The sequence below is a fragment of the Methylobacterium sp. D48H genome, assembly GCF_053345715.1.
This window is the reverse complement of record NZ_JBKFAP010000001.1, coordinates 321,971-342,988: the sequence shown is the minus strand read 5'-3', so window position 1 is coordinate 342,988 and position 21,018 is coordinate 321,971. Positions and strand designations below refer to the sequence as shown.

The window sequence follows — 21,018 nt, the reverse complement described above, 5'->3', positions numbered from 1 at the left end:
GGACCCCGCGCGGCGCGCTGTCCACCGCCCGACCGGACGGAGAAGGGTCCGTCATCGCCTCGTGCCTCCTGCCAACCCGCCGCGGATGTTCGAACGAACGGAACGCCCCGCGGTTCTAGCCGATCAGGCCTTGTCGCCACCTTTCAGGCGCTTGTTGCACTTGCTCCAGTACTGCGGCCATTTCGGTCCCTGCGCCGCCTTCTGCGCGTCGGTCAGGGCGCGCCACTCGGTGCCGCAGGTCTTCTGGCGATCGCGGGCGGCGGACTGGCCCGCGCTCGGCGCCCTGGCGGCCGGCGCCTCGGCGGCGGGCGGCGCCTTCGTGGGTGCTTCCTTGGCGGGTGATTCCTTGGCAGGTGGCTCCTTGGCGAGAGCCGGGCAGGCGGCGAGCAGCGGCGCGGACAGGACCGCGATCCTGACGAGACGATCGATCATCGGATGTTCCCCCTCGGGCGCCGCTCCGGCGCCCGAGCCGCAATCTCGCCGCTCTCCCGCGGCGCCGGCAAGCCCGGCCGCGCCGCCGCCGCCAGCCCCGGCGCAGCTTCGCCGTGCGACCGCATCTACGGGCGCGGTGCCCTTGAGCGCGGCCGGGAAATCGTCTTCACTGCCGGGGCAATTCGGAAACGGCGGAGGACCACCGCGCCGCCGACGATCGGGTCCAGGAGCAGGCAGAGCATGGCAGCGGTGTCCGGGCGGCCGATCGACGTCCACACATGGAGTACGCCGAACGGCTGGAAGATCCCGATCATGCTGGAGGAGTGCGGGCTCCCCTATCGGATCGTTCCCGTGGACATCGCGAAGAACGAGCAGTTCGCGCCCGACTTCCTGGCGATCTCGCCCAACAACAAGATCCCGGCCATCGTCGATCCGGACGGTCCGGGCGGACAGCCGATCTCGGTCTTCGAATCAGGCGCGATCCTGCAGTATCTCGGCCGGAAGACCGGGCAGTTCTACCCGACCGACGAGCGCGCCCGCGTGGCGGTCGACGAGTGGCTGTTCTGGCAGGTGGCGGGCTTCGGGCCGATGCTCGGGCAGACGCACCACTTCAAGATCTACGCGCCCGAGAAGCTGCCTTACGCGATCGACCGGTTCACCGCCGAGGCCAAGCGCCTCTACGGTGTGCTGGAGCGGCGCCTCGAGGGCCGCGCCTTCCTGGCCGAGGACTACTCCGTCGCCGACATCGCGACGTTCACCTGGGCGAAGCTCAACTTCAAGCAGGGTGTCGACATCGACACCCTCCCGAACGTCGCCCGGTGGCTCGAGAGCATCCTGGCGAGGCCGGCGGTGCAGCGCGGCCTCGCGGCGATCTGACGAAGCTCAGTTCTTGTTGGCGGCCTGCTGATTCACGTCCGGCACGCGGGTCCAGGTCTGCGACCCGCACAGGATCTTGAGCATGCAGCCCGACACGTTGAGCTCGGCCTCGCTCTCCCGCTCGAGGCTGACCGTGTAGATCTTGCCTTCCTCGATATTGTAGAGTTCGCCGGTGAACTTCGCGTCGTCCGGCTTCAGACCTTCGATCAGCTGAAGACCGATTACCGGACGGGCGCGCTTCTTCGGGTCGGGATTCTTGAGGTCGGTGCGCGGGGCGCCGTTGTCGAAGGTCGGCGTCTTGAGCCAGACAACCTTGCCGCAGACCAGCTTCTGGCCGGGGCCGCAGCGGTCGATCCGGATCTTGGCGCGGCCGTCGCCGGTGAGCCAGGTGCCGGACGGGTCCTTGCCCGTGTCGGCGGAGGCGGCGGTGAGGCCGGCGAGAAGCAGGCTGGCGCTGAGAGCGAGTCGCATGGTTCGTCTCCGGGATTGGGGCGCCGCGGGCGCCCGAGGGGTGGACGAAGTCGGTTGGTGCGCGACTGAGCCGCCGCAATCGGGCGATTTTTCGGCGGTGTTGCGGCAGAGCCACGGCCGCGCTTGCCCCGACCGGTCACGCCGGGCCGCTTGAGGCACCGGGGGGCGCCCGCTATAAGCCCGGCGCCGAAGCGAAATTCTCGCTGCCGCGGCGTGTCCGGATCGCCGGCGCGCCGCAGATCTTTTCCACAGACAGACCGGACGCACCATGGCCACCGAGCGCACCTTCTCGATCCTGAAGCCCGACGCGACGCGGCGGAACCTGACCGGCGCGGTCAACGCCGTCATCGAGGAGGCCGGCCTGCGCATCGTCGGCCAGCGCCGCATCCGCATGACCAAGGAGCAGGCCGAGAAGTTCTACGAGGTGCACAAGGAGCGCCCGTTCTTCGGCGAGCTCGTGACCTTCATGACCTCCGGCCCGGTGGTGGTCCAGGTCCTCGAGGGCGAGAACGCCGTCGCCAAATATCGTGAGGTGATGGGTGCCACGAACCCGGCCCAGGCCGCCGAGGGCACGATCCGCAAGAAGTTCGCCGAGTCCGTCGGCGAGAACACCGTCCACGGCTCCGACAGCGCCGAGAACGCCAAGCTCGAGATCGCGCAGTTCTTCAAGGATTCCGACATCGCCGCCTGAGGCGAGGCGACGCGCGGTGGCGGGTTGGGCACACCGACCCGCCATTCGCGCGCCCCGTACCCGGCGGCGCCGGGAATGCCGCCCTGTGTGACCGGGTCGTCCTTGACGGGACGGAGCCCGGGAGCGTCCAACGGCCGAGCTTAGCCAATCTCAGCCCCCGGACGACCCCGACCATGACGATGCGCCGCCTGCCCCTGCTGATCGCGACCGGCCTGTTCGCCCTCGGCGCGACCGCCGCCCTCGCGGGCGGATCCTCGGCCCCGTTCCAGCAGTACGAGCCGGACCCCGCTCTCAAGACCGCCAGCAAGACCAACCTCGAGGGCCGCGTGCGCCACGCCTGCACGGTCGTCCAGGCCCGCATGACCAGCGCCAGCGAGGCCTCCCTGGAGCGCCCCTGCGGCTGCTACGCGCGGCAGACGCTGCGCAGCCTCGACGCCTCCGAGATCGAGGCCTACCGGACCACCGGCTACTTCAACGACACCGCCCGCGCTAAGGCGCTCTCGGCCCTGGACAGCTGCAAGCTCCAGCGCCCGGTCTGAGCGCCCAGAGCTTCGAAGGCCTCCGGGTCCGCTCACCGTCTTCGTCGGCGGAGCAGCCCCGGGGGCGGAACATGGCGAGCGTGGCGCGGCCGGATCGCGGCGCCCCGCTCGCGCGGACGGAAACGCCCGTGCTACCGCCGCCTAGAGGCTGAACAGAGCGCCATCCGGCGCCCTCTCGTCGATCACCACGCGATCGCCGTTAAGACGGGCGCGGCCGCCCGCCACCAGGGCGAGCACCGCGGGGTAGAGCCGCCGCTCCTGCACGATCACGCGGTCGGCGAGGCTGTCGGGATCGTCGTCCTGGCGGACCGGGACCGCGGCCTGGGCGACGATCGGTCCGGCGTCGAGTTCCGGCACGACGAAGTGGACCGTGCAGCCGTGCAGGCGCACGCCCGCGTCCAGCGCCTGCCGGTGCGTGTGGGTGCCCTTGAACAGGGGCAGGAGCGACGGGTGGATGTTGAGCATCCGGCCGGCCCAGGACGCCACGAAGTCGGTCGTCAGGATCCGCATGAAGCCCGCGAGGCAGACGAGGTCGACCTCCGCCGCGCGCAGCGCCGCGTCGAGGGCGGCGTCGAAACCGGCCCGGTCGGCGAAGGCCCGGTGATCGATGGCCTGCGTCGGGATGCCGGCCTCGGCCGCCCGGGCGAGGCCGGCGGCCTCCGGGCGGTTCGACAGGACCAGCACGATCTCGGCCGGGAAGGCGGGATCCTTCGCGGCCTCCAGCAGCGCCAGCATGTTCGAGCCGCGCCCCGAGATGAGGATCGCGACGCGGGTCTTGCGGGCGGACGCCATCACAGGGCGAGGCGGCCGCTGAAGGTCACCGGCTCGGGGCCGCGCGCCGTGATCCGTCCGAGGCGGACCGGAGTCTCGCCGGCCCGGGTCAGGGCCTCGTCGACGTCGTCGACCGCGTCGGCGGCGGCGATCACCACCATGCCGATCCCGCAGTTGAAGGTCCGCAGCATCTCGGCCTCGGCGACGCCACCCTCGCGGGCGAGCCAGCCGAAGACCGGCGGCGGGGTCACCGCGTCGAGGTCGACGGCGATGCCGACATCGTCCGGCAGGACCCGAGGGAGGTTGTCGGGGAAGCCGCCGCCCGTGATGTGGGCGAGCGCCCGGATCCCGTCGGTGGCGCCCAAAGCCGCGAGCAGCGGCTTAACGTAGATCCGGGTCGGCTCCAGCAGCGCCTCGCCGAGGCTGCGGCCCGGGGCGAACGGGGCCGGCGCGTCCCAGCCGAGACCCGTCTTCGCGACGATCCGGCGGACCAGCGAGAAGCCGTTGGAATGGACGCCGGAGGAGGGGAGGCCGAGGACGACGTCGCCGGGTCGGATGCCGGGCCGCGGCAGCAGCGCGCCGCGCTCGGCGGCGCCGACCGAGAAGCCCGCGAGGTCGTAGTCGGACCCGTCGTAGAGGCCCGGCATCTCGGCGGTCTCGCCGCCGATCAGCGCGCAGCCGGCCTGCCGGCAGCCCTCGGCGATGCCGCGCACGATGTCGGCGCCGACGCCGGGGACCAGCTTGCCGGTCGCGTAGTAGTCGAGGAAGAACAGCGGCTCGGCGCCCTGGACGATAATGTCGTTCACGCACATCGCCACGAGGTCGATGCCGATCGTGTCGTGGCGGCCGGTCTCGATGGCGATCTTCACCTTGGTGCCGACGCCGTCGTTGGCCGCGACCAGGATCGGGTCGCGGAAGCCCGCTGCCTTCAGGTCGAACAGGCCGCCGAACCCGCCGATCTCAGCGTCGGCGCCCGGGCGCCGGGTCGAGCGCACCAGCGGCTTGATCGTCTCGACCATGGCGTTGCCGGCATCGATATCGACGCCCGCCGCCGCGTAGGTCAGCCCCGTCTTCGGCTCGTTGCCGTCCTTGGCCGTCATGCCCGCGCCACCTCGCTGAATACTGGCCCCGCTCTAGCGGCTTCCCGCGCGCCGCGCGAGTCGTGCCGGCGGCGCCTTGATCGGCGCGCTCCGCATACCCACTCTGCCCGCTGGCGTGGTGTGCTGCTGGGGGGAGCGTCATCGTGCGCGCACGGGCTGTGATCGGGCTGGCCGCTGTCGTGGCCCTGGGATTGATCGTCTACCTCCTGCGGGAGGTGATGCTGCCGTTCGTGGCCGGCATCACGCTGGCCTACCTCCTCGACCCCCTGGCAGACCGGCTGGAGCGGCTCGGCCTCGGGCGGCTGGCGGCGAGCCTGCTGATCCTGGCGCTGTTCGTCGTCGTCCTCGTCGTGACGCTGCTGATCCTGATCCCGCTCACGGCCAACCAGGTCGTGGCGCTCGTCAACGCGCTGCCCGGAATGGTGTCGCGGCTCCAGGCGATCATCGCCGAGCGGTCCGGGACCCTGCTCGAGCGCGTCGGTGGCGCGAACGTCCTCAACGAGCTGCAATCCTCGGTGGGCACGCTCGCCACCCAGGCCGGCACGTGGCTCCTGGCCTTCCTGAAATCGCTCTGGTCGGGCAGCCAGGCGCTGATCTCGATCGCCTCGCTGCTGGTCGTGACGCCGGTCGTCGCCTTCTACATCCTCGTCGACTGGGACCGGATGGTCGCTGCCATCGACGGCTGGGTGCCGCCCCGGCACCGGGCGACGGTGCGCGAGCTGGCGCGCCAGATCGACGGAGCGGTCACCGGCTACGTCCGCGGCCAGACCCTGGTCTGCCTCATCCTGGGCAGCTTCTACGCCGTCGGCCTCTGGCTGGTCGGCCTCAACTTCGGCGTGCTGATCGGCCTGATCGCCGGGTTCCTGACCTTCATCCCCTACGTCGGCACGCTCACCGGCTTCATGCTCTCCGTGGGCGTCGCGCTCGTCCAGTTCTGGCCCTCTGGAGACTGGCTGCATCTCGGCCTGACCGTCGCCGTCTTCCTCGTCGGCCAGTTCCTGGAGGGCAACGTCATCTCGCCGAAGCTCGTCGGCGATTCCACGGGGCTGCACCCGGTCTGGCTGATGTTCGCCCTGCTCGCCTTCGGGACGCTGTTCGGCTTCGTCGGGCTGCTGCTCGCCGTCCCGATCGCGGCCTCGATCGGCGTGCTGGTCCGCTTCGCCCTGGCCCGCTACCTGGAGAGCCGCCTCTACCATGCCGGGCAGCCGATCCTGATCGAGCACGAGGGCAAGGACGCTTCGGCCTTGACCTCCGCGGGCGCGGGATGATCCTGAGCGGCCTATGCGCGAGAACGCCCCACCCCGGCAGCTGGCCTTCGACCTGCCGCTCGACCCCCGCTACGGGCGCGAGGATTTCCTCGTCGGACCGGCCAACGAGGCCGCCTACGCGCTGATCGAGGCGTGGCCGGACTGGCCCGACAGCGTCTTGGTCCTCACCGGCCCCTCCGGCAGCGGCAAGAGCCACCTCGCGGCGATCTGGGCTGATCGGGCCCACGCCTGGACCCTCCCGACCGCCGAGCTGGGTGCCGACGCGGTCCAGCACCTCGTCTCCAACGGGGCGCTGGTCGTGGAGGACATCGACCAGGCGGAGCGGCGCGACGAGGCGGCGCTGTTCCACCTGCTTAACCGCGCCCGCGAGCGAGGCTGCCCGGTCCTGCTGACCAGCGCCACGGGTATCGACGCCCTCGGCCTCACGACGCCGGATCTGCGCTCGCGGCTTCGCCTCGCGCCGCGCATCGCCATCGAGGCGCCGGACGACGCGCTCCTGCGTGCCGTCCTGGTCAAGCTGTTCGTGGACCGGCAGCTGGTGGTCGATCTCGGCGTCATCGAGGCGCTGGCCCTGCGGATCGACCGGTCGCTGGGCCGAGCCCGCGACGTCGTCGCCGAGCTCGACCGCGACGCCCTCGGGCGCGGCCGCCGCATCAGCCGGCCGCTCGCGCTGGCCGTCCTGCGCCGCATGGGGCTGGAGGACGAGCCGGACCCGAACGCCTGAAGGAGGAATGCAGTGGCCGTCACGAAACTGTCGTGAAGGCCGCCGGTCTAGGGTGATACACGCTCCGCCGCCGCGAGGAGCAGAGACAGGGATCCGGGATGGAATCGACGCAGAAGCCCGTGGACCGCGACGCCGCCGATGAGGCGCCCGAGCCCCGTCGGCGCGCGACGGCCAATCCGGCGACGCGGCGGGCGGTCGCGCCCAAGCGCCTGCAGGCCGATCCGGTCGCGGGAGCGGCGGCTCCGGCGGAAGCCATTCCGGACGCCAACGACGAGTGGCCGGCCGCGGCGGCCGCGACTCCCGCGGAGCCGCCGGTCGGCGCAGCCCGCGAGCCGGTGGTGGAGGCCGGGCGAACCCTGCGCCACTCACCGGAGCGGTTCGTGAACCGCGAGCTGTCGTGGCTGCAGTTCAACCGGCGGGTGCTGGAAGAGGCGTCGAACCCCAACCACCCGCTCTTGGAGCGCCTCCGCTTCCTGTCGATCTCGGCCAACAACCTGGACGAGTTCTTCATGGTCCGCGTGGCCGGCCTCATCGATCAGGTGCGGGCGGGGATCACGGTCCCGTCGCAGGACGGCCTGTCGCCGTCCGAGCAACTCGTCCGGATCGGCGCCGAGGTGTCGCGCCTCGCCGCCGACCAGCAGGCCCGCTGGCGGGAACTGCGCACGGAGCTGCACACGAGCGACATCGACATCGTCGAGCCCGCGGCCCTCACGGCCGAGCAGGCGGCGTGGCTGGAGGAGTACTTCCTCAACCACGTCTTCCCGGTCCTGACGCCGCTGGCGATCGATCCGGCCCACCCGTTCCCGTTCATCCCGAATCTCGGCACGACCATCGCGCTGATGCTGGTGCGGCCGAAGGACGGCCGGCTGCTGCGCGCGCTGATCCGGCTGCCGGGCGTCATCGACCGCTTCGTGCGCCTGCCGGTGAGCGACAGCGAGACGGCCGCGCGCCTGATCACCATCGAGCAGGTGATCGGGATGTTCACCGGGCGGCTCTTCCCGGGCTACCTCGTCAAGGGCAGCGGCGCGTTCCGCGTGGTCCGCGATTCCGACCTGGAGATCGAGGAGGAGGCGGAGGACCTCGTCCTGCATTTCGAGACGGCGCTGAAGCAGCGGCGGCGCGGCGTCGTGATCCGTCTCGAGGTCGAGGCGGGCATGTCGGAGGATCTGCGCAGCTTCGTCGCCGACGAACTGGAGATCGCCGCGGACGCGATCTTCCTCGTGGAGGGCATGCTGGCCCTGAACGAGCTGTCCCAGGTCGTCGGCATCGACAGGCCCGACCTGAAGTTCAAGCCCTACAATCCCCGCTTCCCGGAGCGCATCCGCGAGAGCGGCGGCGACGTGTTCGCGGCGATCCGGCAGAAGGACTTCATCGTCCACCACCCGTACGAATCCTTCGATTCGGTGGTGCAGTTCCTCGCGCAGGCCGCCCGTGACCCGAACGTGGTCGCGATCAAGCAGACGCTCTACCGGACCTCGTCCAACTCGCCGATCGTGGCGGCCCTCGCCGAGGCCGCGGAACTCGGCAAGTCGGTCACCGCCCTGGTGGAGCTGAAGGCGCGCTTCGACGAGGAGGCCAACATCCGCTGGGCGCGCAACCTCGAGAAGGCGGGCGCGCAGGTCGTGTTCGGCTTCGTCGAGCTGAAGACGCACGCCAAGCTGTCGCTGGTGGTCCGGCGCGAGGGCGACAAGCTCGTCACCTACTGCCACGTCGGCACCGGCAACTACCACCCGATCACCGCGCGCATCTACACGGACCTGTCGTTCTTCACGGCCGATCCCGCGATCGCGCGGGACGTGTCGCGGATCTTCAACTTCATCACCGGCTACGCCGAGCCGGCCGAGCTGGAGCGCATGGCGGTCTCGCCGCTGACCCTGAAGAACCGCCTCCTGGAGCACATCGAGGCGGAGGTCGCCCACGCGAAGGCCGGGCGTCCGGCCGCGATCTGGATCAAGTGCAACTCCCTGGTCGACAGCCAGATCATCGATGCGCTCTACGACGCCTCGGCGGCCGGGGTTCAGATCGACTGCGTGGTCCGCGGCATCTGCTGCCTGCGCCCGGGCATCCCCGGGCTGTCGGAGACGATCCGGGTGAAGTCGATCGTCGGGCGCTTCCTGGAGCACGGGCGAATCTACGCCTTCGGCAACGGCGTCGGGCTGCCGCACCCCAAGGCGACGGTCTACATCTCCTCCGCCGACCTGATGAGCCGGAACCTCGACCGCCGCGTCGAGGCGCTGCTGCCGATCACCAACCCGACGGTGCATCAGCAGGTGCTCGACCAGATCATGCTGGCCAACCTGCTCGACAACCGCCAGAGCTGGCGGCTCCTCGCCTCGGGCGGCTGCGAGCGGATCCAGCCCGCCGAGGGCGAGGAGCCGTTCAACGCCCACAAGTATTTCATGACCAATCCCAGCCTCTCTGGGCGCGGCAAGGCCTCGAAGAAGTCGAGCCCGCGGGCGCTGAGCCGCCGCGCCCAACGCAGCTGAGTTTCGCCGCGCGGCGTCGCTGGGCTAAACCTCCCGCACGGCGCGCCGGCAGGCGCGCCGGGCTGATGAAGGACTCGGACGTTTGGGCAGCCCTCTTGCCAACCTCACCCTCGCGCACGACGCGGAGGCGATCGACAGCACCGCGCGCCATCCTGTGGCGATCATCGACATCGGCTCCAACTCGGTCCGCCTCGTCGCGTACGACGGACTGACCCGGGCGCCGACGCCGCTCTACAATGAGAAGGTGCTCTGCGGCCTCGGCCGCAACGTCCTGACGACCGGCCGCCTGAACGAGGAGGCAGTGACGCGCGCACTCGCCGCCCTGGCGCGGTTCCGGGTGCTGTGCCAGACGATGCGCGTCAGGCAGGTCTACGTCCTCGCCACGGCGGCGGCGCGGGACGCCGAGAACGGTCCCGACTTTCTCCGCGCCGCCGAGGCGGCCTGTGGCCAGGAGATCCAGCTCCTCTCCGGACGGCGCGAGGCCGAGCTTTCGGCCCTCGGCGTGGTCTCGGGATTCCACGCGCCGAACGGCGTCGTGGGCGACATGGGCGGCGGCTCGCTGGAGCTCGTGGACGTCCGCGGGGCGGTCGTCGGACAGGGGGTGACCATGCCCCTCGGCGGCCTCGCCCTGCAGGACCTGTCCGGCGGCTCGGTCAAGAAGGCCGCCAAGATCGTCCGCGAGTACATGCGCAAGGCCGCCCCGCAGCTCGAGACCCTGCGCGGGCGGACCTTCTACGCGGTCGGCGGCACGTGGCGGGCCATCGCGCGGCTCCATCAGGCGGCCCGCGGCTACCCAGTCCACGTGATGCACGGCTACACGGTGGAGCCCACCGACGAACTCAGCTTCCTGCAGGTCGTCGAGCAGACCGACGTGGCACTGCTGCAGGACGTCGACGCGATCTCCGAGGCGCGGCGCCCGCTCCTCGCCTACGGCGCCGTCGTCCTCGAGGAGATCATCCGGGTCGGGCGCCCCCGCGAGGTGGCGATCTCGGCATCGGGCGTGCGCGAGGGCCTGCTGTTCGAGCAGCTCGACCGCGACACCCGTCTGATCGATCCGCTGCTGGCCTCGGCGTCGGAATTCAACGTTCTGCGCGCGCGCTCGCCCCGCCACGGCGAGGAGTTGATCACCTGGACGGACCGGTTCGTCGCGACCCTGGACGGCCACGAGACCACCGACGAGCGCCGTCTGCGGCACGCCGGCTGCCTGCTGTCCGACGTCGGCTGGCGGGCGCATCCGGATTACCGCGGTGAGCAGAGCATCGCGGTGATCCAGAATGCCGCGTTCGTCGGCGTGGATCATCCGGGCCGGGCCTATCTCGCCCTGGCGGTGTCCTTGAGGCACACCGGCCTGGCCCCCGAGAAGGCGAACCCGATGCTCCGGAGCGTGGCCGGTCCGCGCCTGTTCGAGCGCGCCCGCCTTCTGGGCGCCCTGCTCCGGATCGCCTTCCCGATCTCGGCCGGCATGGACGGCGCCCTCGGACGGGCGCCGCTCACCGTCGAGGAGGGACGGGTGGTGCTGCGCCTGCCGCGGGACTGGGAGGCCCTGAACGGGGATCGCCTGCTGAACCGCGTCCGCGGCCTCGGGCGCATCATCGGCCTGGACGGGCGGGTCGAGCTCGCGGACGACGCGCCCTGATCCGCGCGGCGCGGGCGCCGAACCCGGTCAGGGCCTCGCTCGTCGCCGCGGTCCGGTCTCGCACGATGGCCCGGGCCCGTCGCGCGGGAGAGCTCACGCGTGCCGAGGCCGAGGGCGGCCTCATGACCGTCGCGCCGGCGCTCACCGCACGCTGCCGGAACGGTGAGCGTGCGCCTGCCGACCGAGATCGCCGCGGTAACGTCGGCTTAATTCACGAAGCCAACTTTTTTATTGGTTGATGTCGATTCTCCTCTGAATCCGGAATAGAGCGCGCCGCCCGCAAAATATGTCGGTGCGATAGACTGTCGAACACTGCCGAGCGGCAGCGTGAACGCGCGCGCCGTTCGCCCTATGATGCGAGCAACACGCAGATCCCACTCGCACATCGGAATGTTCACGCGATGAGATGGCTTGGCTATGTCTCGATTCGAGTCGTCATGTGCACGACGATACTCGCTATGGCGATGATGTTACTGGCCTACGCGGGGAATGCTCTGCTCGACGCGCGTCTTCAGGCGCGACAGGCCCGGGACGCGGTCACGCTGACCCGCGCGAGTCGCCAGTTGCTCGGGACGATCCTGCCGACACGCCTCGAGCGGGGGGCAGCGCTCGCCCTGGGCGGGGATGCCTCCGCCGACCCGGAGAGCCTGAAGGCCTACGCGACGAACCGGGACGCGATGGTCGCGGGCTTCGCGAGCGTTCAGGACCTGCTGCGGGACCGGGATCTGCCCTCCGTGACGGCGACGATGGTGAGGCTCAACGCGGCGCAGGACGCCGTGAACCTGCTCCGCCCCCGGATCGATGAAGCCCTGCGCGTACCGAAGCCGAAGCGGGACCCGGCGCTGCTGCCCGCCGTGCTGACGGCCTTTCAGGAACTTCTCGACGCGCTGACGGCGACCACGGACGCCGTGGATTCGGCTATTCCGCGCTCCGACGCCGTCCTGCAGCACTACCTCGTCCTCAAGCGGTCCGCCTGGGCGACCCGTGTCGCGATCGGGAACGTCGCCCTGCGCGTGCAGACCTCGCTGGCGGCGGGAACGTCGTGGTCGCTGCCCGAGACCGTGGCGGCGGCCGAGGAGCGGGCGCGGGTCCAGTCGGCGTGGTCGAGCACCAGCGAGGCCGCCGCCCAGAGCTCGGACGCCGTGCGGTCCGCGTTCGAGAAGGCCAAGCGCAGCAATTTCGAGGGCGAGGCGGCGGAGGCGGCGCGCGCGATCTTCGACGCCCTGAGCCAGCAGCGCGCATCCCCCATCACGTTCCAGGACCTCCGCAAGCGAAACAGCGTCGAGCAGATGACGATCGTCGATCTCGCCAATGCCGCCCTCGCCGAGATGGTGGCGCGGGCCGAGAGCCTCGCCGCGGAGGCGGACCGCGTTCTCCTGCACAGTGCCGCGGCGCTGCTGGCCGTCCTGCTGCTCGTCGGGCTGGGCCTCATGGCTCTGTTCGGGGGCGTGCTGCGCCCCCTCCGGATCATCGCCACCGCGATGCGCGCGCTGACGGGGGGCGAGACCGCCGTCACCGTCCCGGTGCGAGCGTACCGGAACGAGTTCGCGCCGATCATGGTGGCCGTGCAGGCCTTCCGGGACAATCTGATCCGCACGCGCGACCTCGAGGCCGGGGCCGAGCGGGCGCGGCTGGACGCCGACGACCAGCGCCGGGACAGCCTGCGCCAGATGGCGCAGCGGTTCGAGGAGGCCGTCGGAGGCATGATCGGCTCGGTCGCGTCCTCGGCCAACGCCCTGCAGGTCACGGCGCAGACGATGACCGTGACGGCCACCCAGACGGCCGGGCAGTCGACGGCGGTCGCGGCCGCCGCCGAGCGGGCCTCGAGCAACGTCAACACCGTGGCGGCGGCCGCGGAGGAGCTCGGCACCTCCGTCCAGGAGATCGGGCGGCAGGCCGACGGGTCGGCGGATCTCGCGCAGAGAGCCGCGGCCGAGGCCGACCGGACCGCCGCGCGCGTCCAGGACCTGAGCAGCGCCGTGGACCAGATCGGTGCCGTCGTAGGGCTGATCTCGTCGATCGCCGAGCAGACCAACCTGCTGGCGCTCAACGCCACCATCGAGGCGGCCCGCGCGGGCGCGGCCGGCCGCGGCTTCGCGGTGGTGGCTTCCGAGGTGAAGGCCCTCGCCGCGCAGACCGCCAAGGCCACCGACGAGATCTCCGGTCAGATCGCGCAGGTGCAGGCGTCCACCGGGCAGGCGGTGGACGCCATCGCGGCGATCACCGCGCGGATCCGCGAGATCAACGGGGCAGCGACCACGATCGCGGCGGCCGTCGAGGAACAGGGTGCGGCGACCCAGGAGATCGTCCGCAACGTCGGGCAGGCGGCCGCCGGCACAGGCGAGGTCACCACGACCATGACCGGCGTCGCGCAGGCGGCGGAGGGCACCGGCCTGGCCGCGAGCCAGGTTCTCGCGGCGGCCTCCGCCCTGTCGGACCAGTCGGACCGTCTGACCGCCGAGGTCGAACGGTTCCTGGCGAGCGTTCGCGTGTCCTACGCGGTCTCCGCCGCCCAGGTCGCGATCGTGCAGCGCAGCTTCGCGACGGTGCAGGCGCTCGGCGACACCGCGGCAGAGCTGTTCTACGGACGCCTGTTCGACATCGCGCCGCAGGTCCGGTCGCTCTTCCCGGACGACATGACCGCGCAGAAGCGCAAACTCGTCGCCATGCTGGCACTGGCGGTGGCCAACCTCGACAAGCCGGAGGCCCTCGTCGCCGCCGTGCGCGATCTCGGGGACCGGCACGTCGGCTACGGCGCGCTGCAGGCGCATTTCGAGGCGGTCGGGGCGGCGCTGCTCTGGACCCTGGAGCAGAGGCTCGGCCCGGACTTCACGCCGGAGGTCCGGGAAGCCTGGACCGAGACCTACCGGGTCATCGCCGGCCTCATGACGATGACCGGAGCCGCGAAGGCCGCGTGACCGGGTCCGCCGTCAGGCGACGCGATCGGAGAAGATCGCCTTCTTGACCACGGCGTGGACGCCCCAGTTGCCGTCCACGACCTGCGTGATCCCGAAATCGACCGCGACCGACATCAGCGAGATCGCCTCGTCCTCGGTGAGGCCCTTCGCGTGCATCAGGAACTGGCGCATCTTCCGGAAGGCGTCGCGCATGGCGAGGTCGATCGAGGATTTCTGGAAGATCGCGCTCTGGGCGTCCGGGCCGAGATCCCGCAGGTAGTTCGGGTAGCTGAAGCCGGACAGAACCCAGTCGTCCCGGGTCTCGATCATCGGGAAGTCGAGCGCCTCCAGCGGCGTGCCGGGCAGGTCCGCCTTCTTGTGCAGGATGAACTGGAAGGTGCCGGTGAGCGAGCACTCGATCGCGGTGCCGCACAGTTCGGAATCGCCCTGGCTGGCGTGGGGATCGCCCACGGAGAACAGGGCGCCCGGCACCGCCACCGGGTAGTAGAGGGTCGCGCCCTTGCCGATCCGCCAGTTGTCGATGTTGCCGCCGGTGTAGCTCGGCGGGATCGTGTTCACCCGGTCGGCCTCGGCGGGCGCCACGCCCATCGTGCCGAAATGCGGCCGGATCGGCACGCGGATGCCCTTCAGGACCTCGAAGGTCTTCTGGGTCTTCGTGTGGTCCACCGGCAGGCCGGGATAGTCGATGGTCGGGTGGGAGACGCCGAACGGGTCGGTCACGCCCGGCCAGCGGAAGCTGTAGACCGCCCGGGCCCAGTCGCGCTCGCCGGTGGCGTCGACCTCGTAGATGGTCACGACCTCCCGGGGTTTATCGCCGGTGATCAGGTCGTTGTAGTGGTAGCCCCACCACGCCGCCGCGTTGCTGCCGAAGGCCAGTCCCTTGTACCTGGGATTGGCGCAGGGGCGGGGGGCGACGTCGAGGATGCGCACCTCCAGGACGTCGCCGGGCTCGGCGCCGCGGATCGCCACCGGGCCGGTGCAGATGTGCACGCCGAGGCCGCCGCCGGGGCCGACCTTGGCGTCCATGGCGCCGGCCCCGCGGGGCGAGACGCCCATCTTGTCTCTGGTCCAGAGATAGACGCTCTCGGCGCCCGGATCGCCCTGGATCATGCGCTCGGCATCGTCGCTCGCCTGGTGGGTGAGCGTCTCGATCGTGACGAAGTCGCCCGAGCCGATCTCGACCTTGGGCTTGAGGCTGCGGCTGAAGAAGCCCCAGTGGACCGTCTCGGCATTCGCCGGCAGGTGGTAATGCGCCGTGGCGGCGATCTTGGCGCCGCTCGCCTGGGCCAGGGCCGGGCTCACGAGCGACGGACCGCCGGCCGCGAGGGCCGCGGCCGCGGCGCCGGTCGCCGCGAAGCCGCTCTTCAGGAAGGCGCGCCGCTCAGGCTCGAGATCCCGCCGGAACCGGCGGCGGTGCTCCTCGAAGGCGTGGCAGGTTGGATCGTCGCCCGCGCACATCGCGTCGTCTCCCGGTGGTTTCGTGGTCCCGGGGCGGGCAAGCAAATCGACGGCCACGCTGGCGGCCGCCGACGGGCGCCCCTCACTCCGAGAGCATGCCGACGCCGCCCTCCTCGGCGCGCGCGACGGCCTCGTCCGCCTGGGCCTCGACCACGGCGGCGGCCGTGACGTTGACGATGCCGCGCGCCGTCACCGACGGCGTCAGGATATGGGCGGGCTTGGCCGGGCCGATCAGGAGCGGGCCGACCGGCAGCGCGTCCGCCAGCACCTTCGCGAACTGGAAGGCGATGTTGGCGGCGTCGAGGTTCGGGAAGATCAGGACGTTGGCCGCGCCCTTGAGGCGCGAGCCCGGCAGGACGCGCTCGCGCACCATCTCGTTGAGGGCGGAATCGGCCTGCATCTCGCCGTCGACCTGCAGCTCGGGATTCCGCTTGTGCAGGAGCGCGAGGGCGTCGCGCATCTTCATCGCGGAGGGCGAATCCGACTGGCCGAAATCCGAGTGGCTGAGGAGCGCGATCTTCGGCGTCATCCCGAACCGGCTGACGTGGCTGGCGCAGGCCTGCGCCACGTCGGCGATCTCCTCGGCCGTGGGGTTCTGGCGGACATGGGTGTCGGCCAGGAAGTAAGCGCCGTTATGCGTCACCACGAGGCTCATCGCGGCGCACTGCTCCACGCCCGGCGCGAGCCCGATCACGTCGCGGATGATGCGCAGGCGCGTCTCGAACCGGCCCTCCAGGCCGCAGATCAGCGCGTCGGCCTCGCCGCGGCGGACCGCGATGGCGCCGATCACCGTGTTGTTGGTGCGGACCAGGGTCCGGGCCGCGTCCGGCGTGATGCCGCGGCGACCGGCGACTTCCAGGTAGGTCTGGACGTAGGCGCGGTAGCGGGGATCGTCCTCGGGATCGATCAGCTCGAAGTCGCGGCCGTGCACCATCGACAGGCCGAAGCGCTTCAGGCGGGTCTCGACCACCCGCGGCCGGCCGACCAGGATCGGCAGGGCGACCTTGTCCTCGACGATCGCCTGGACGGCGCGGAGCACGCGCTCGTCCTCGCCCTCGGCGTAGATCACGCGCTTGGGCTCGGCCTTCGCCTTCGAGAACAGCGGCTTCATGATCAGGCCGGACCGGTGCACGAACCGGTCGAGGCTCTCGACATAGGCGTCGAGGTCCGGGAGCGGCCGGCCGGCGACGCCGGAATCCATCGCGGCCTTGGCCACCGCCGGGGCGATGCGCAGGATCAGGCGCGGGTCGAACGGGCTCGGGATCAGGGATTTCGGTCCGAACGGCCGGGCCTCGCCGCCGTAGGCGCGGGCGACCACGTCCGAGGTGGTCTCGTGGGCCAGGCCCGCGATCGCCTTGACGGCGGCCTTCTTCATCTCCTCGTTGATCTTGTGGGCGCCGACATCGAGCGCCCCGCGGAAGATGTAGGGGAAGCACAGGACGTTGTTGACCTGGTTCGGGAAGTCCGACCGGCCGGTGCAGATCATGGCGTCCGGCCGCTCCTTCTCGGCCAGATCCGGCATGATCTCCGGGTAGGGGTTGGCGAGCGCCATGATCAGCGGCTTCTCGGCCATCTCCTTCAGGTACTCGGGCTTGAGCACGCCGCCGGCCGAGAGGCCGATGAACACGTCCGCCCCCGGGATCACCTCGGCGAGCGTCCGCTTGTCGGTCTCCTGGGCGTAGACGTCCTTCCACCGGTCCATCAGCTCGGCGCGGCCCTTGTAGACGACGCCCTTGATGTCGGTGACCGTGATGTTCTCGCGGGTCGCCCCGAGCGACACGAGGAGGTTGAGGCAGGCCAGAGCCGCCGCGCCGGCGCCGGACGTGACGATCCGGACGTCGGACAGGTTCTTGCCGGCGAGTTCCAGGCCGTTGAGGACGGCGGCGGCCACGATGATCGCGGTGCCGTGCTGGTCGTCGTGGAAGACCGGGATGTTCATCCGGGCCCGGCACTGCTCCTCGACCTCGAAGCACTCGGGCGCCTTGATGTCCTCGAGGTTGATGCCGCCGAAGGTCGGCTCGAGGGCGCAGACGACGTCGACGAGCTTCGACACGTCCTTCTGGTCGACCTCGATGTCGAAGACGTCGATGCCGGCGAACTTCTTGAACAGGACGGCCTTGCCCTCCATCACGGGCTTCGAGGCGAGCGGGCCGATATCGCCGAGGCCGAGCACGGCCGTACCGTTGGACAGCACCGCCACGAGGTTCTGGCGCACCGTGAGTTCGGCGGCCTGCTGCGGGTCGTCGTGGATCGCCATGCAGGCCGCGGCGACGCCGGGCGAGTAGGCCAGGGCGAGGTCGCGCTGGTTGCCGAGCGGCTTGGTCGCCTGGATCTCCAGCTTCCCGGGCTTGGGCAGGCGGTGGTAGACGAGCGCCCCGGCCTTGAGGTCCTCGGACATGTTATCGGCCATCGCCCACGCTCCCGCTCACCTTTTTCACCGAGGACGACGCGGTCGCGCATCGCGCGGGCTCGCGTCATGACCGGTCTGTTGCACCGGCTGCGCAGGGGGCGCAACCCGCACAACGAGACCCGGATCCACCTCGCCAAGCTGGCGAGGACCCACGGGTTCTCCATAGGCGCTTATTCGTACGGGCGTCCAAAAGTCCGCTTCCCGGAGAGCGGGCGGCGGCTGACGATCGGCCGCTATTGTTCCATCGCTGACAAGGTCGAGATCCTGCTCGGCGGCGATCACCGCCTCGACTGGGCGTCGACTTATCCGTTCGCGGCGATGCGCGGGCTGTTCCCGGACGCCGCGGCGCCGGAGGATTTCCACGCCTCCCGGGGCGACGTGGTGATCGGGCACGATGTCTGGCTCGGATCGGGCTGCATGATCCTCTCGGGGGTGACCGTCGGGCACGGGGCCGTGGTGGCGGCCCGCGCCGTGGTGACCCGCGACGTGCCGGCCTACGCCGTGGTGGCGGGCAACCCGGCCAAGGTCGTGCGCCACCGCTTCGACGCGGCGACCGTGGAGGCGCTCGTCGCGGCGGCGTGGTGGGACCTCCCGCACGACGCGGTGACCCGGCTGGTACCGCTGCTCCAGAGCGGGCGGATCGCCGACCTGCTCGCGGCGTTGCGCGCGGGCCCGGATTCCCGTACCGGCGGAGCCCTCCACGAAGACCATCCGAGATCCGGACGATGACCGACACGCCCCCCGACCGCCTCGCTTCCAACCCGAACAGCCCGTTCTACGACGAGAAGGTGCTGGAGCGCGGGGTCGGTGTCCGGTTCAAGGGCGTCGAGAAGACGAACGTCGAGGAGTACTGCGTGAGCGAGGGCTGGGTCCGCCTCTCGGCCGGCAAGGCCCTCGACCGGGCCGGCAACCCGATGACCGTGAAGCTGAAGGGCACCGTGGAGCCCTACTTCCGCGACCCCGCCGCGGACGCCTGATCCGCCACCCGCGCCAGGGCGGCCTCGAAGTTCCGGACGGCTTCGCGGACGAGGTTCCCGATCTGATCCGAGGAGCGCGGCCCGTCGATGACGAGGCTCGCGAGGATATCGGAGCGCCGGGCGCGCTGCTTGGCGGTGCGCCGGTGGTTCGAGACGCGCAGGTGCCAGGCGCAGTCGGGTCGCCGCAGGTACAGGCTGTCGCCGCGCTCGTTCCGGGCGACGATCGCGAAGCCGTCCGCCTCCAGCATCCGCGCCGCGCGAGCGAGCGTCTTCAGCGGCGGGAGAGGCCCGTCGGCGGTCACGGCCCGGCCGGCTCGATCGTGCCGAGGCGGCGCCGCCCGAGCGCGCGCGCCTTCAGCGACAGGGCCGGCCGCTCGACCCCGTACCAGGACAGCGCCGCGACCGGCAGCGTGAGGGCGAGGGCCGGCACCAGCAGCGCGGGCCCGGAGGCGGCCGGCCACAGGGCGTGCAGGGTCTGCTGGACCGGCCAGCCGTAGAGATAGATCCCGTAGGAGAGGTCGGCCGCAGGGTCGAACAGGCCGCGCGCGAGGGGGCCGAGGGCGAGCCAGACCACGCCGTAGGCCTCGGCGAGGAACAGCAGGGCCGGGTAGGCCGGCGTCCGCGCGAGGACGAAAGCGCCGAAGACCAGGCAGGCGAGGGCCGCGGCCGAGACATGCAGGCGGTCGCGCCACAGGTAGAGACACGCCCCGGCCGCGAAGATCAGCGGCAGGCGCAGCGCCGTCTCGGTGCCCTTGGGCAGGTCCGGACCGCGGAGGCCGCAGGCGATCGTCAGGGCGAGCGCCAGGCCGGCCACGATCAGGGGCGCCGACCATCGGCGCCGGAGCAGGCCGCACAGGGCGGCGACGAGGACGCCGAGGTAGCACAGCACCTCGTACTTGAGCGTCCAGACCGTGCCGAGGGGTGCCCGGTAGGGGTGGGATTCGAAGACGCCGGGCAGGGCGGCGTTGCTCTTGAAGGTCGTCAGCGTCCCGCGGATGAACGACCACAGGGCGGGATCGCGCCAGTACTCGGTGACGGGCAGGCGGGTCAGGGCCGCGCCGAGCCCGAGCGCGACGACGAGCGTCGCCGCCACGAGTCCCGGGAGGATCCGCAGGGTCCGGGCGAGGGCGTAGTCCCGGAGGCCGCGGCGGTCGCAGCTCATGGTGACCAGGAAGCCCGACACCGCGAAGAAGCCGTTCACCGCGTGTTCGCCCAGCGTGTAGCCGGTGAGCCGGGCGAGGGGCTCGTCGCCCGCCGCGCCGGTCGCGACGCTGAACGCGTGGGACACAACGACGGCCAGAGCCAGCATCAGCCGCAGGCCGGTGAAGCCGTTGCGCCCGCGCGCCAGCGCGGTCGCGATCGTCGGCGCGCTCATCCGGTCAGACCCTCGCGGGCCAGCGCGGTCCGGCCGCGCAGGAAAGCGAGGGCGCCCGCGGCCGAGCCGCCGTAACGCTCGAGCCCGGCCCGCCGGAGGACCAGACCCGACAGCAGCGCCTTCGGCAGGTTGGCGCCCAGGACGGCGAGGCTCGGGTCCGGGAGGCCGTACTTCCGGCTGACATAGGCGCGCGACCACGCCTGATGCCAGCGCGCGCGGAACACCCGTCCCGGCTCCGGCGCCGACGATCGGCCGCGACCGTGCAGCGCCTCGGCGCGGTGGACGTGGATCAGGGCGCGGCCGCTGTCGGCCACGCGCCGGCACAGGTCATCGTCCTCGTAGAACAGGAAGATGTTCTCGTCGAAGCCGCCGAGATCGAGGAACAGGGCGCGCGGCATCATCAGGCAGGCCCCGGAGAGGAACGGCGCGCAGGCATCGCCCTGCGGCAGCGCGAGCCGGCCCGCGGGATTGGTCAGGTAGGGCGCGAGCAGGGACCGCGCCTGGAAGAAGAAGCGCCCGTCGGATTCGACGAGGCGCGGGGCGATAAGCCCGGCATCCGGCCAGGTGCGGGCCGCGTCCAGCAGGGCGTCCACGGTGCCCGGCCGCAGCACGACGTCCGGGTTGACGACGAGGACGTGCTCCGCCGTCTTGGCCGCGCGGACGCCCCGGTTGTTGGCGCGGCCGTAGCCCTCGTTGCGGGCGTTGCGGATCACCTGCGCGCCGGCCGCCTCCGCGACCGACGCGGAGGCGTCCCGGCTGGCATTGTCCACGACGATCGCCGGCACATGCTCGCCGGCGAGCGCCGCGAGACAGGCCGGCAGCACGTCGGCGCTGTCGTGGGCGACGACGATCGCGACGAGGCTCGCCACCGCGGGGGACTATGGGC

19 protein-coding genes are annotated in these 21,018 nt (G+C 71.3%); 10 read left to right on the top strand and 9 right to left on the bottom strand.

Features of this window, described 5'->3' with window-relative positions; translation table 11 throughout:
• Positions 1-123: 123 nt before the first annotated feature.
• Positions 124-432 carry a hypothetical protein gene (locus ACLBX8_RS01780; protein ID WP_020091797.1) on the bottom strand — a complete coding sequence of 103 codons (309 nt, stop codon included), beginning with the start codon at positions 430-432 and terminating at the stop codon, positions 124-126.
• 240 nt (positions 433-672) lie between these two features.
• On the opposite strand from ACLBX8_RS01780, the gene ACLBX8_RS01775 reads away from it, so the two are divergent.
• Positions 673-1,308, top strand: coding sequence for a glutathione S-transferase N-terminal domain-containing protein (locus tag ACLBX8_RS01775; protein WP_056521224.1), 636 nt, complete (start codon positions 673-675; stop codon positions 1,306-1,308).
• A gap of 6 nt (positions 1,309-1,314) precedes the next feature.
• Here the strand turns inward: ACLBX8_RS01775 and ACLBX8_RS01770 are convergent, their stop codons facing one another.
• Entirely contained in the window at positions 1,315-1,779 is a 465-nt protein-coding gene (locus ACLBX8_RS01770; protein ID WP_020091800.1) for a DUF2147 domain-containing protein, read from the bottom strand.
• Positions 1,780-2,047: 268 nt separating this feature from the next.
• Here ACLBX8_RS01770 and ndk point away from each other — a divergent pair, with 268 nt between their 5' ends.
• Together ndk and ACLBX8_RS01760 are read left to right on the top strand one after the other, a co-directional pair.
• Positions 2,048-2,470: a nucleoside-diphosphate kinase gene (gene ndk / locus ACLBX8_RS01765; protein WP_012317495.1), complete on the top strand. Its 423-nt coding sequence runs from the start codon at positions 2,048-2,050 to the stop codon at positions 2,468-2,470.
• Between the two features lie 173 nt (positions 2,471-2,643).
• Complete coding sequence (locus ACLBX8_RS01760) at positions 2,644-3,009, top strand: hypothetical protein (protein WP_020091801.1); 366 nt, start codon at positions 2,644-2,646, stop codon at positions 3,007-3,009.
• A 141-nt stretch (positions 3,010-3,150) separates the two neighbouring features.
• Here ACLBX8_RS01760 and purN read toward each other — a convergent pair whose 3' ends face one another.
• Complete coding sequence (purN, locus tag ACLBX8_RS01755) at positions 3,151-3,801, bottom strand: phosphoribosylglycinamide formyltransferase (RefSeq protein WP_447697718.1); 651 nt, start codon at positions 3,799-3,801, stop codon at positions 3,151-3,153.
• Positions 3,801-4,880 carry a phosphoribosylformylglycinamidine cyclo-ligase gene (gene purM / locus ACLBX8_RS01750; protein WP_447697717.1) on the bottom strand — a complete coding sequence of 360 codons (1,080 nt, stop codon included), beginning with the start codon at positions 4,878-4,880 and terminating at the stop codon, positions 3,801-3,803. The genes purN and purM overlap by 1 nt, the downstream gene beginning before the upstream one ends.
• A 143-nt stretch (positions 4,881-5,023) precedes the next feature.
• Between purM and ACLBX8_RS01745 the strand changes: the two genes are divergently transcribed.
• From ACLBX8_RS01745 to ACLBX8_RS01725, 5 genes are all read left to right on the top strand, one after another.
• Positions 5,024-6,148: an AI-2E family transporter gene (locus ACLBX8_RS01745; RefSeq protein ID WP_026604737.1), complete on the top strand. Its 1,125-nt coding sequence runs from the start codon at positions 5,024-5,026 to the stop codon at positions 6,146-6,148.
• Positions 6,149-6,161: 13 nt separating this feature from the next.
• Positions 6,162-6,872, top strand: a complete 711-nt coding sequence (locus ACLBX8_RS01740) for a hypothetical protein (RefSeq protein ID WP_447697716.1) — start codon at positions 6,162-6,164, stop codon at positions 6,870-6,872.
• Between the two features lie 98 nt (positions 6,873-6,970).
• Entirely contained in the window at positions 6,971-9,358 is a 2,388-nt protein-coding gene (locus tag ACLBX8_RS01735; RefSeq protein ID WP_447697715.1) for an RNA degradosome polyphosphate kinase, read from the top strand.
• An 82-nt stretch (positions 9,359-9,440) separates the two neighbouring features.
• Entirely contained in the window at positions 9,441-10,994 is a 1,554-nt protein-coding gene (gene ppx, locus ACLBX8_RS01730; protein WP_020091807.1) for an exopolyphosphatase, read from the top strand.
• Between the two features lie 458 nt (positions 10,995-11,452).
• Entirely contained in the window at positions 11,453-13,912 is a 2,460-nt protein-coding gene (locus ACLBX8_RS01725) for a methyl-accepting chemotaxis protein (protein WP_447714529.1), read from the top strand.
• 12 nt (positions 13,913-13,924) lie between these two features.
• On the opposite strand, the gene ACLBX8_RS01720 is transcribed toward ACLBX8_RS01725, so the two are convergent.
• Complete coding sequence (locus tag ACLBX8_RS01720; RefSeq protein ID WP_447714528.1) at positions 13,925-15,370, bottom strand: acetamidase/formamidase family protein; 1,446 nt, start codon at positions 15,368-15,370, stop codon at positions 13,925-13,927.
• An 82-nt stretch (positions 15,371-15,452) separates the two neighbouring features.
• A complete protein-coding gene (locus ACLBX8_RS01715) occupies positions 15,453-17,780 on the bottom strand; it encodes an NADP-dependent malic enzyme (protein WP_447697713.1) in 2,328 nt (775 codons plus the stop codon).
• Positions 17,781-17,846: 66 nt separating this feature from the next.
• On the opposite strand from ACLBX8_RS01715, the gene ACLBX8_RS01710 reads away from it, so the two are divergent.
• Both ACLBX8_RS01710 and ACLBX8_RS01705 read left to right on the top strand, forming a co-directional pair.
• Positions 17,847-18,509, top strand: coding sequence for a CatB-related O-acetyltransferase (locus tag ACLBX8_RS01710; RefSeq protein ID WP_207904123.1), 663 nt, complete (start codon positions 17,847-17,849; stop codon positions 18,507-18,509).
• Entirely contained in the window at positions 18,506-18,757 is a 252-nt protein-coding gene (locus ACLBX8_RS01705) for a DUF3297 family protein (RefSeq protein WP_020091812.1), read from the top strand. Before ACLBX8_RS01710 ends, ACLBX8_RS01705 begins: the two co-directional genes overlap by 4 nt.
• Here ACLBX8_RS01705 and ACLBX8_RS01700 read toward each other — a convergent pair.
• The 3 genes from ACLBX8_RS01700 to ACLBX8_RS01690 are packed head-to-tail and all read right to left on the bottom strand — an operon-like array spanning position 18,727 to position 21,001.
• Positions 18,727-19,059 carry a hypothetical protein gene (locus tag ACLBX8_RS01700; RefSeq protein ID WP_020091813.1) on the bottom strand — a complete coding sequence of 111 codons (333 nt, stop codon included), beginning with the start codon at positions 19,057-19,059 and terminating at the stop codon, positions 18,727-18,729. The two genes, ACLBX8_RS01705 and ACLBX8_RS01700, sit on opposite strands and share 31 nt — an antisense overlap.
• Complete coding sequence (locus ACLBX8_RS01695) at positions 19,056-20,132, bottom strand: acyltransferase family protein (RefSeq protein ID WP_447697712.1); 1,077 nt, start codon at positions 20,130-20,132, stop codon at positions 19,056-19,058. Before ACLBX8_RS01695 ends, ACLBX8_RS01700 begins: the two co-directional genes overlap by 4 nt.
• On the bottom strand, positions 20,129-21,001 hold the full coding sequence (locus ACLBX8_RS01690; protein ID WP_447714527.1) for a glycosyltransferase family 2 protein: 873 nt from the start codon (positions 20,999-21,001) through the stop codon (positions 20,129-20,131). The genes ACLBX8_RS01695 and ACLBX8_RS01690 overlap by 4 nt, the downstream gene beginning before the upstream one ends.
• Positions 21,002-21,018: the final 17 nt, after the last annotated feature.

What these genes read in the sequence shown, in the direction of transcription:
- ACLBX8_RS01770 (WP_020091800.1), bottom strand. Translation starts at nt 1,779, where the DNA reads ATGCGACTCGCTCTCAGCGCCAGCCTGCTTCTCGCCGGCCTCACCGCC.
- ACLBX8_RS01735 (WP_447697715.1), top strand. Translation starts at nt 6,971, where the DNA reads ATGGAATCGACGCAGAAGCCCGTGGACCGCGACGCCGCCGATGAGGCG.
- ACLBX8_RS01720 (WP_447714528.1), bottom strand. Translation starts at nt 15,370, where the DNA reads ATGTGCGCGGGCGACGATCCAACCTGCCACGCCTTCGAGGAGCACCGC.
- ACLBX8_RS01760 (WP_020091801.1), top strand. Translation starts at nt 2,644, where the DNA reads ATGACGATGCGCCGCCTGCCCCTGCTGATCGCGACCGGCCTGTTCGCC.
- ACLBX8_RS01780 (WP_020091797.1), bottom strand. Translation starts at nt 432, where the DNA reads ATGATCGATCGTCTCGTCAGGATCGCGGTCCTGTCCGCGCCGCTGCTC.
- ACLBX8_RS01725 (WP_447714529.1), top strand. Translation starts at nt 11,453, where the DNA reads ATGGCGATGATGTTACTGGCCTACGCGGGGAATGCTCTGCTCGACGCG.
- ACLBX8_RS01740 (WP_447697716.1), top strand. Translation starts at nt 6,162, where the DNA reads ATGCGCGAGAACGCCCCACCCCGGCAGCTGGCCTTCGACCTGCCGCTC.
- ACLBX8_RS01710 (WP_207904123.1), top strand. Translation starts at nt 17,847, where the DNA reads ATGACCGGTCTGTTGCACCGGCTGCGCAGGGGGCGCAACCCGCACAAC.
- ACLBX8_RS01705 (WP_020091812.1), top strand. Translation starts at nt 18,506, where the DNA reads ATGACCGACACGCCCCCCGACCGCCTCGCTTCCAACCCGAACAGCCCG.
- purN (WP_447697718.1), bottom strand. Translation starts at nt 3,801, where the DNA reads ATGGCGTCCGCCCGCAAGACCCGCGTCGCGATCCTCATCTCGGGGCGC.
- purM (WP_447697717.1), bottom strand. Translation starts at nt 4,880, where the DNA reads ATGACGGCCAAGGACGGCAACGAGCCGAAGACGGGGCTGACCTACGCG.
- ndk (WP_012317495.1), top strand. Translation starts at nt 2,048, where the DNA reads ATGGCCACCGAGCGCACCTTCTCGATCCTGAAGCCCGACGCGACGCGG.
- ACLBX8_RS01695 (WP_447697712.1), bottom strand. Translation starts at nt 20,132, where the DNA reads ATGAGCGCGCCGACGATCGCGACCGCGCTGGCGCGCGGGCGCAACGGC.
- ACLBX8_RS01715 (WP_447697713.1), bottom strand. Translation starts at nt 17,780, where the DNA reads ATGGCCGATAACATGTCCGAGGACCTCAAGGCCGGGGCGCTCGTCTAC.
- ACLBX8_RS01775 (WP_056521224.1), top strand. Translation starts at nt 673, where the DNA reads ATGGCAGCGGTGTCCGGGCGGCCGATCGACGTCCACACATGGAGTACG.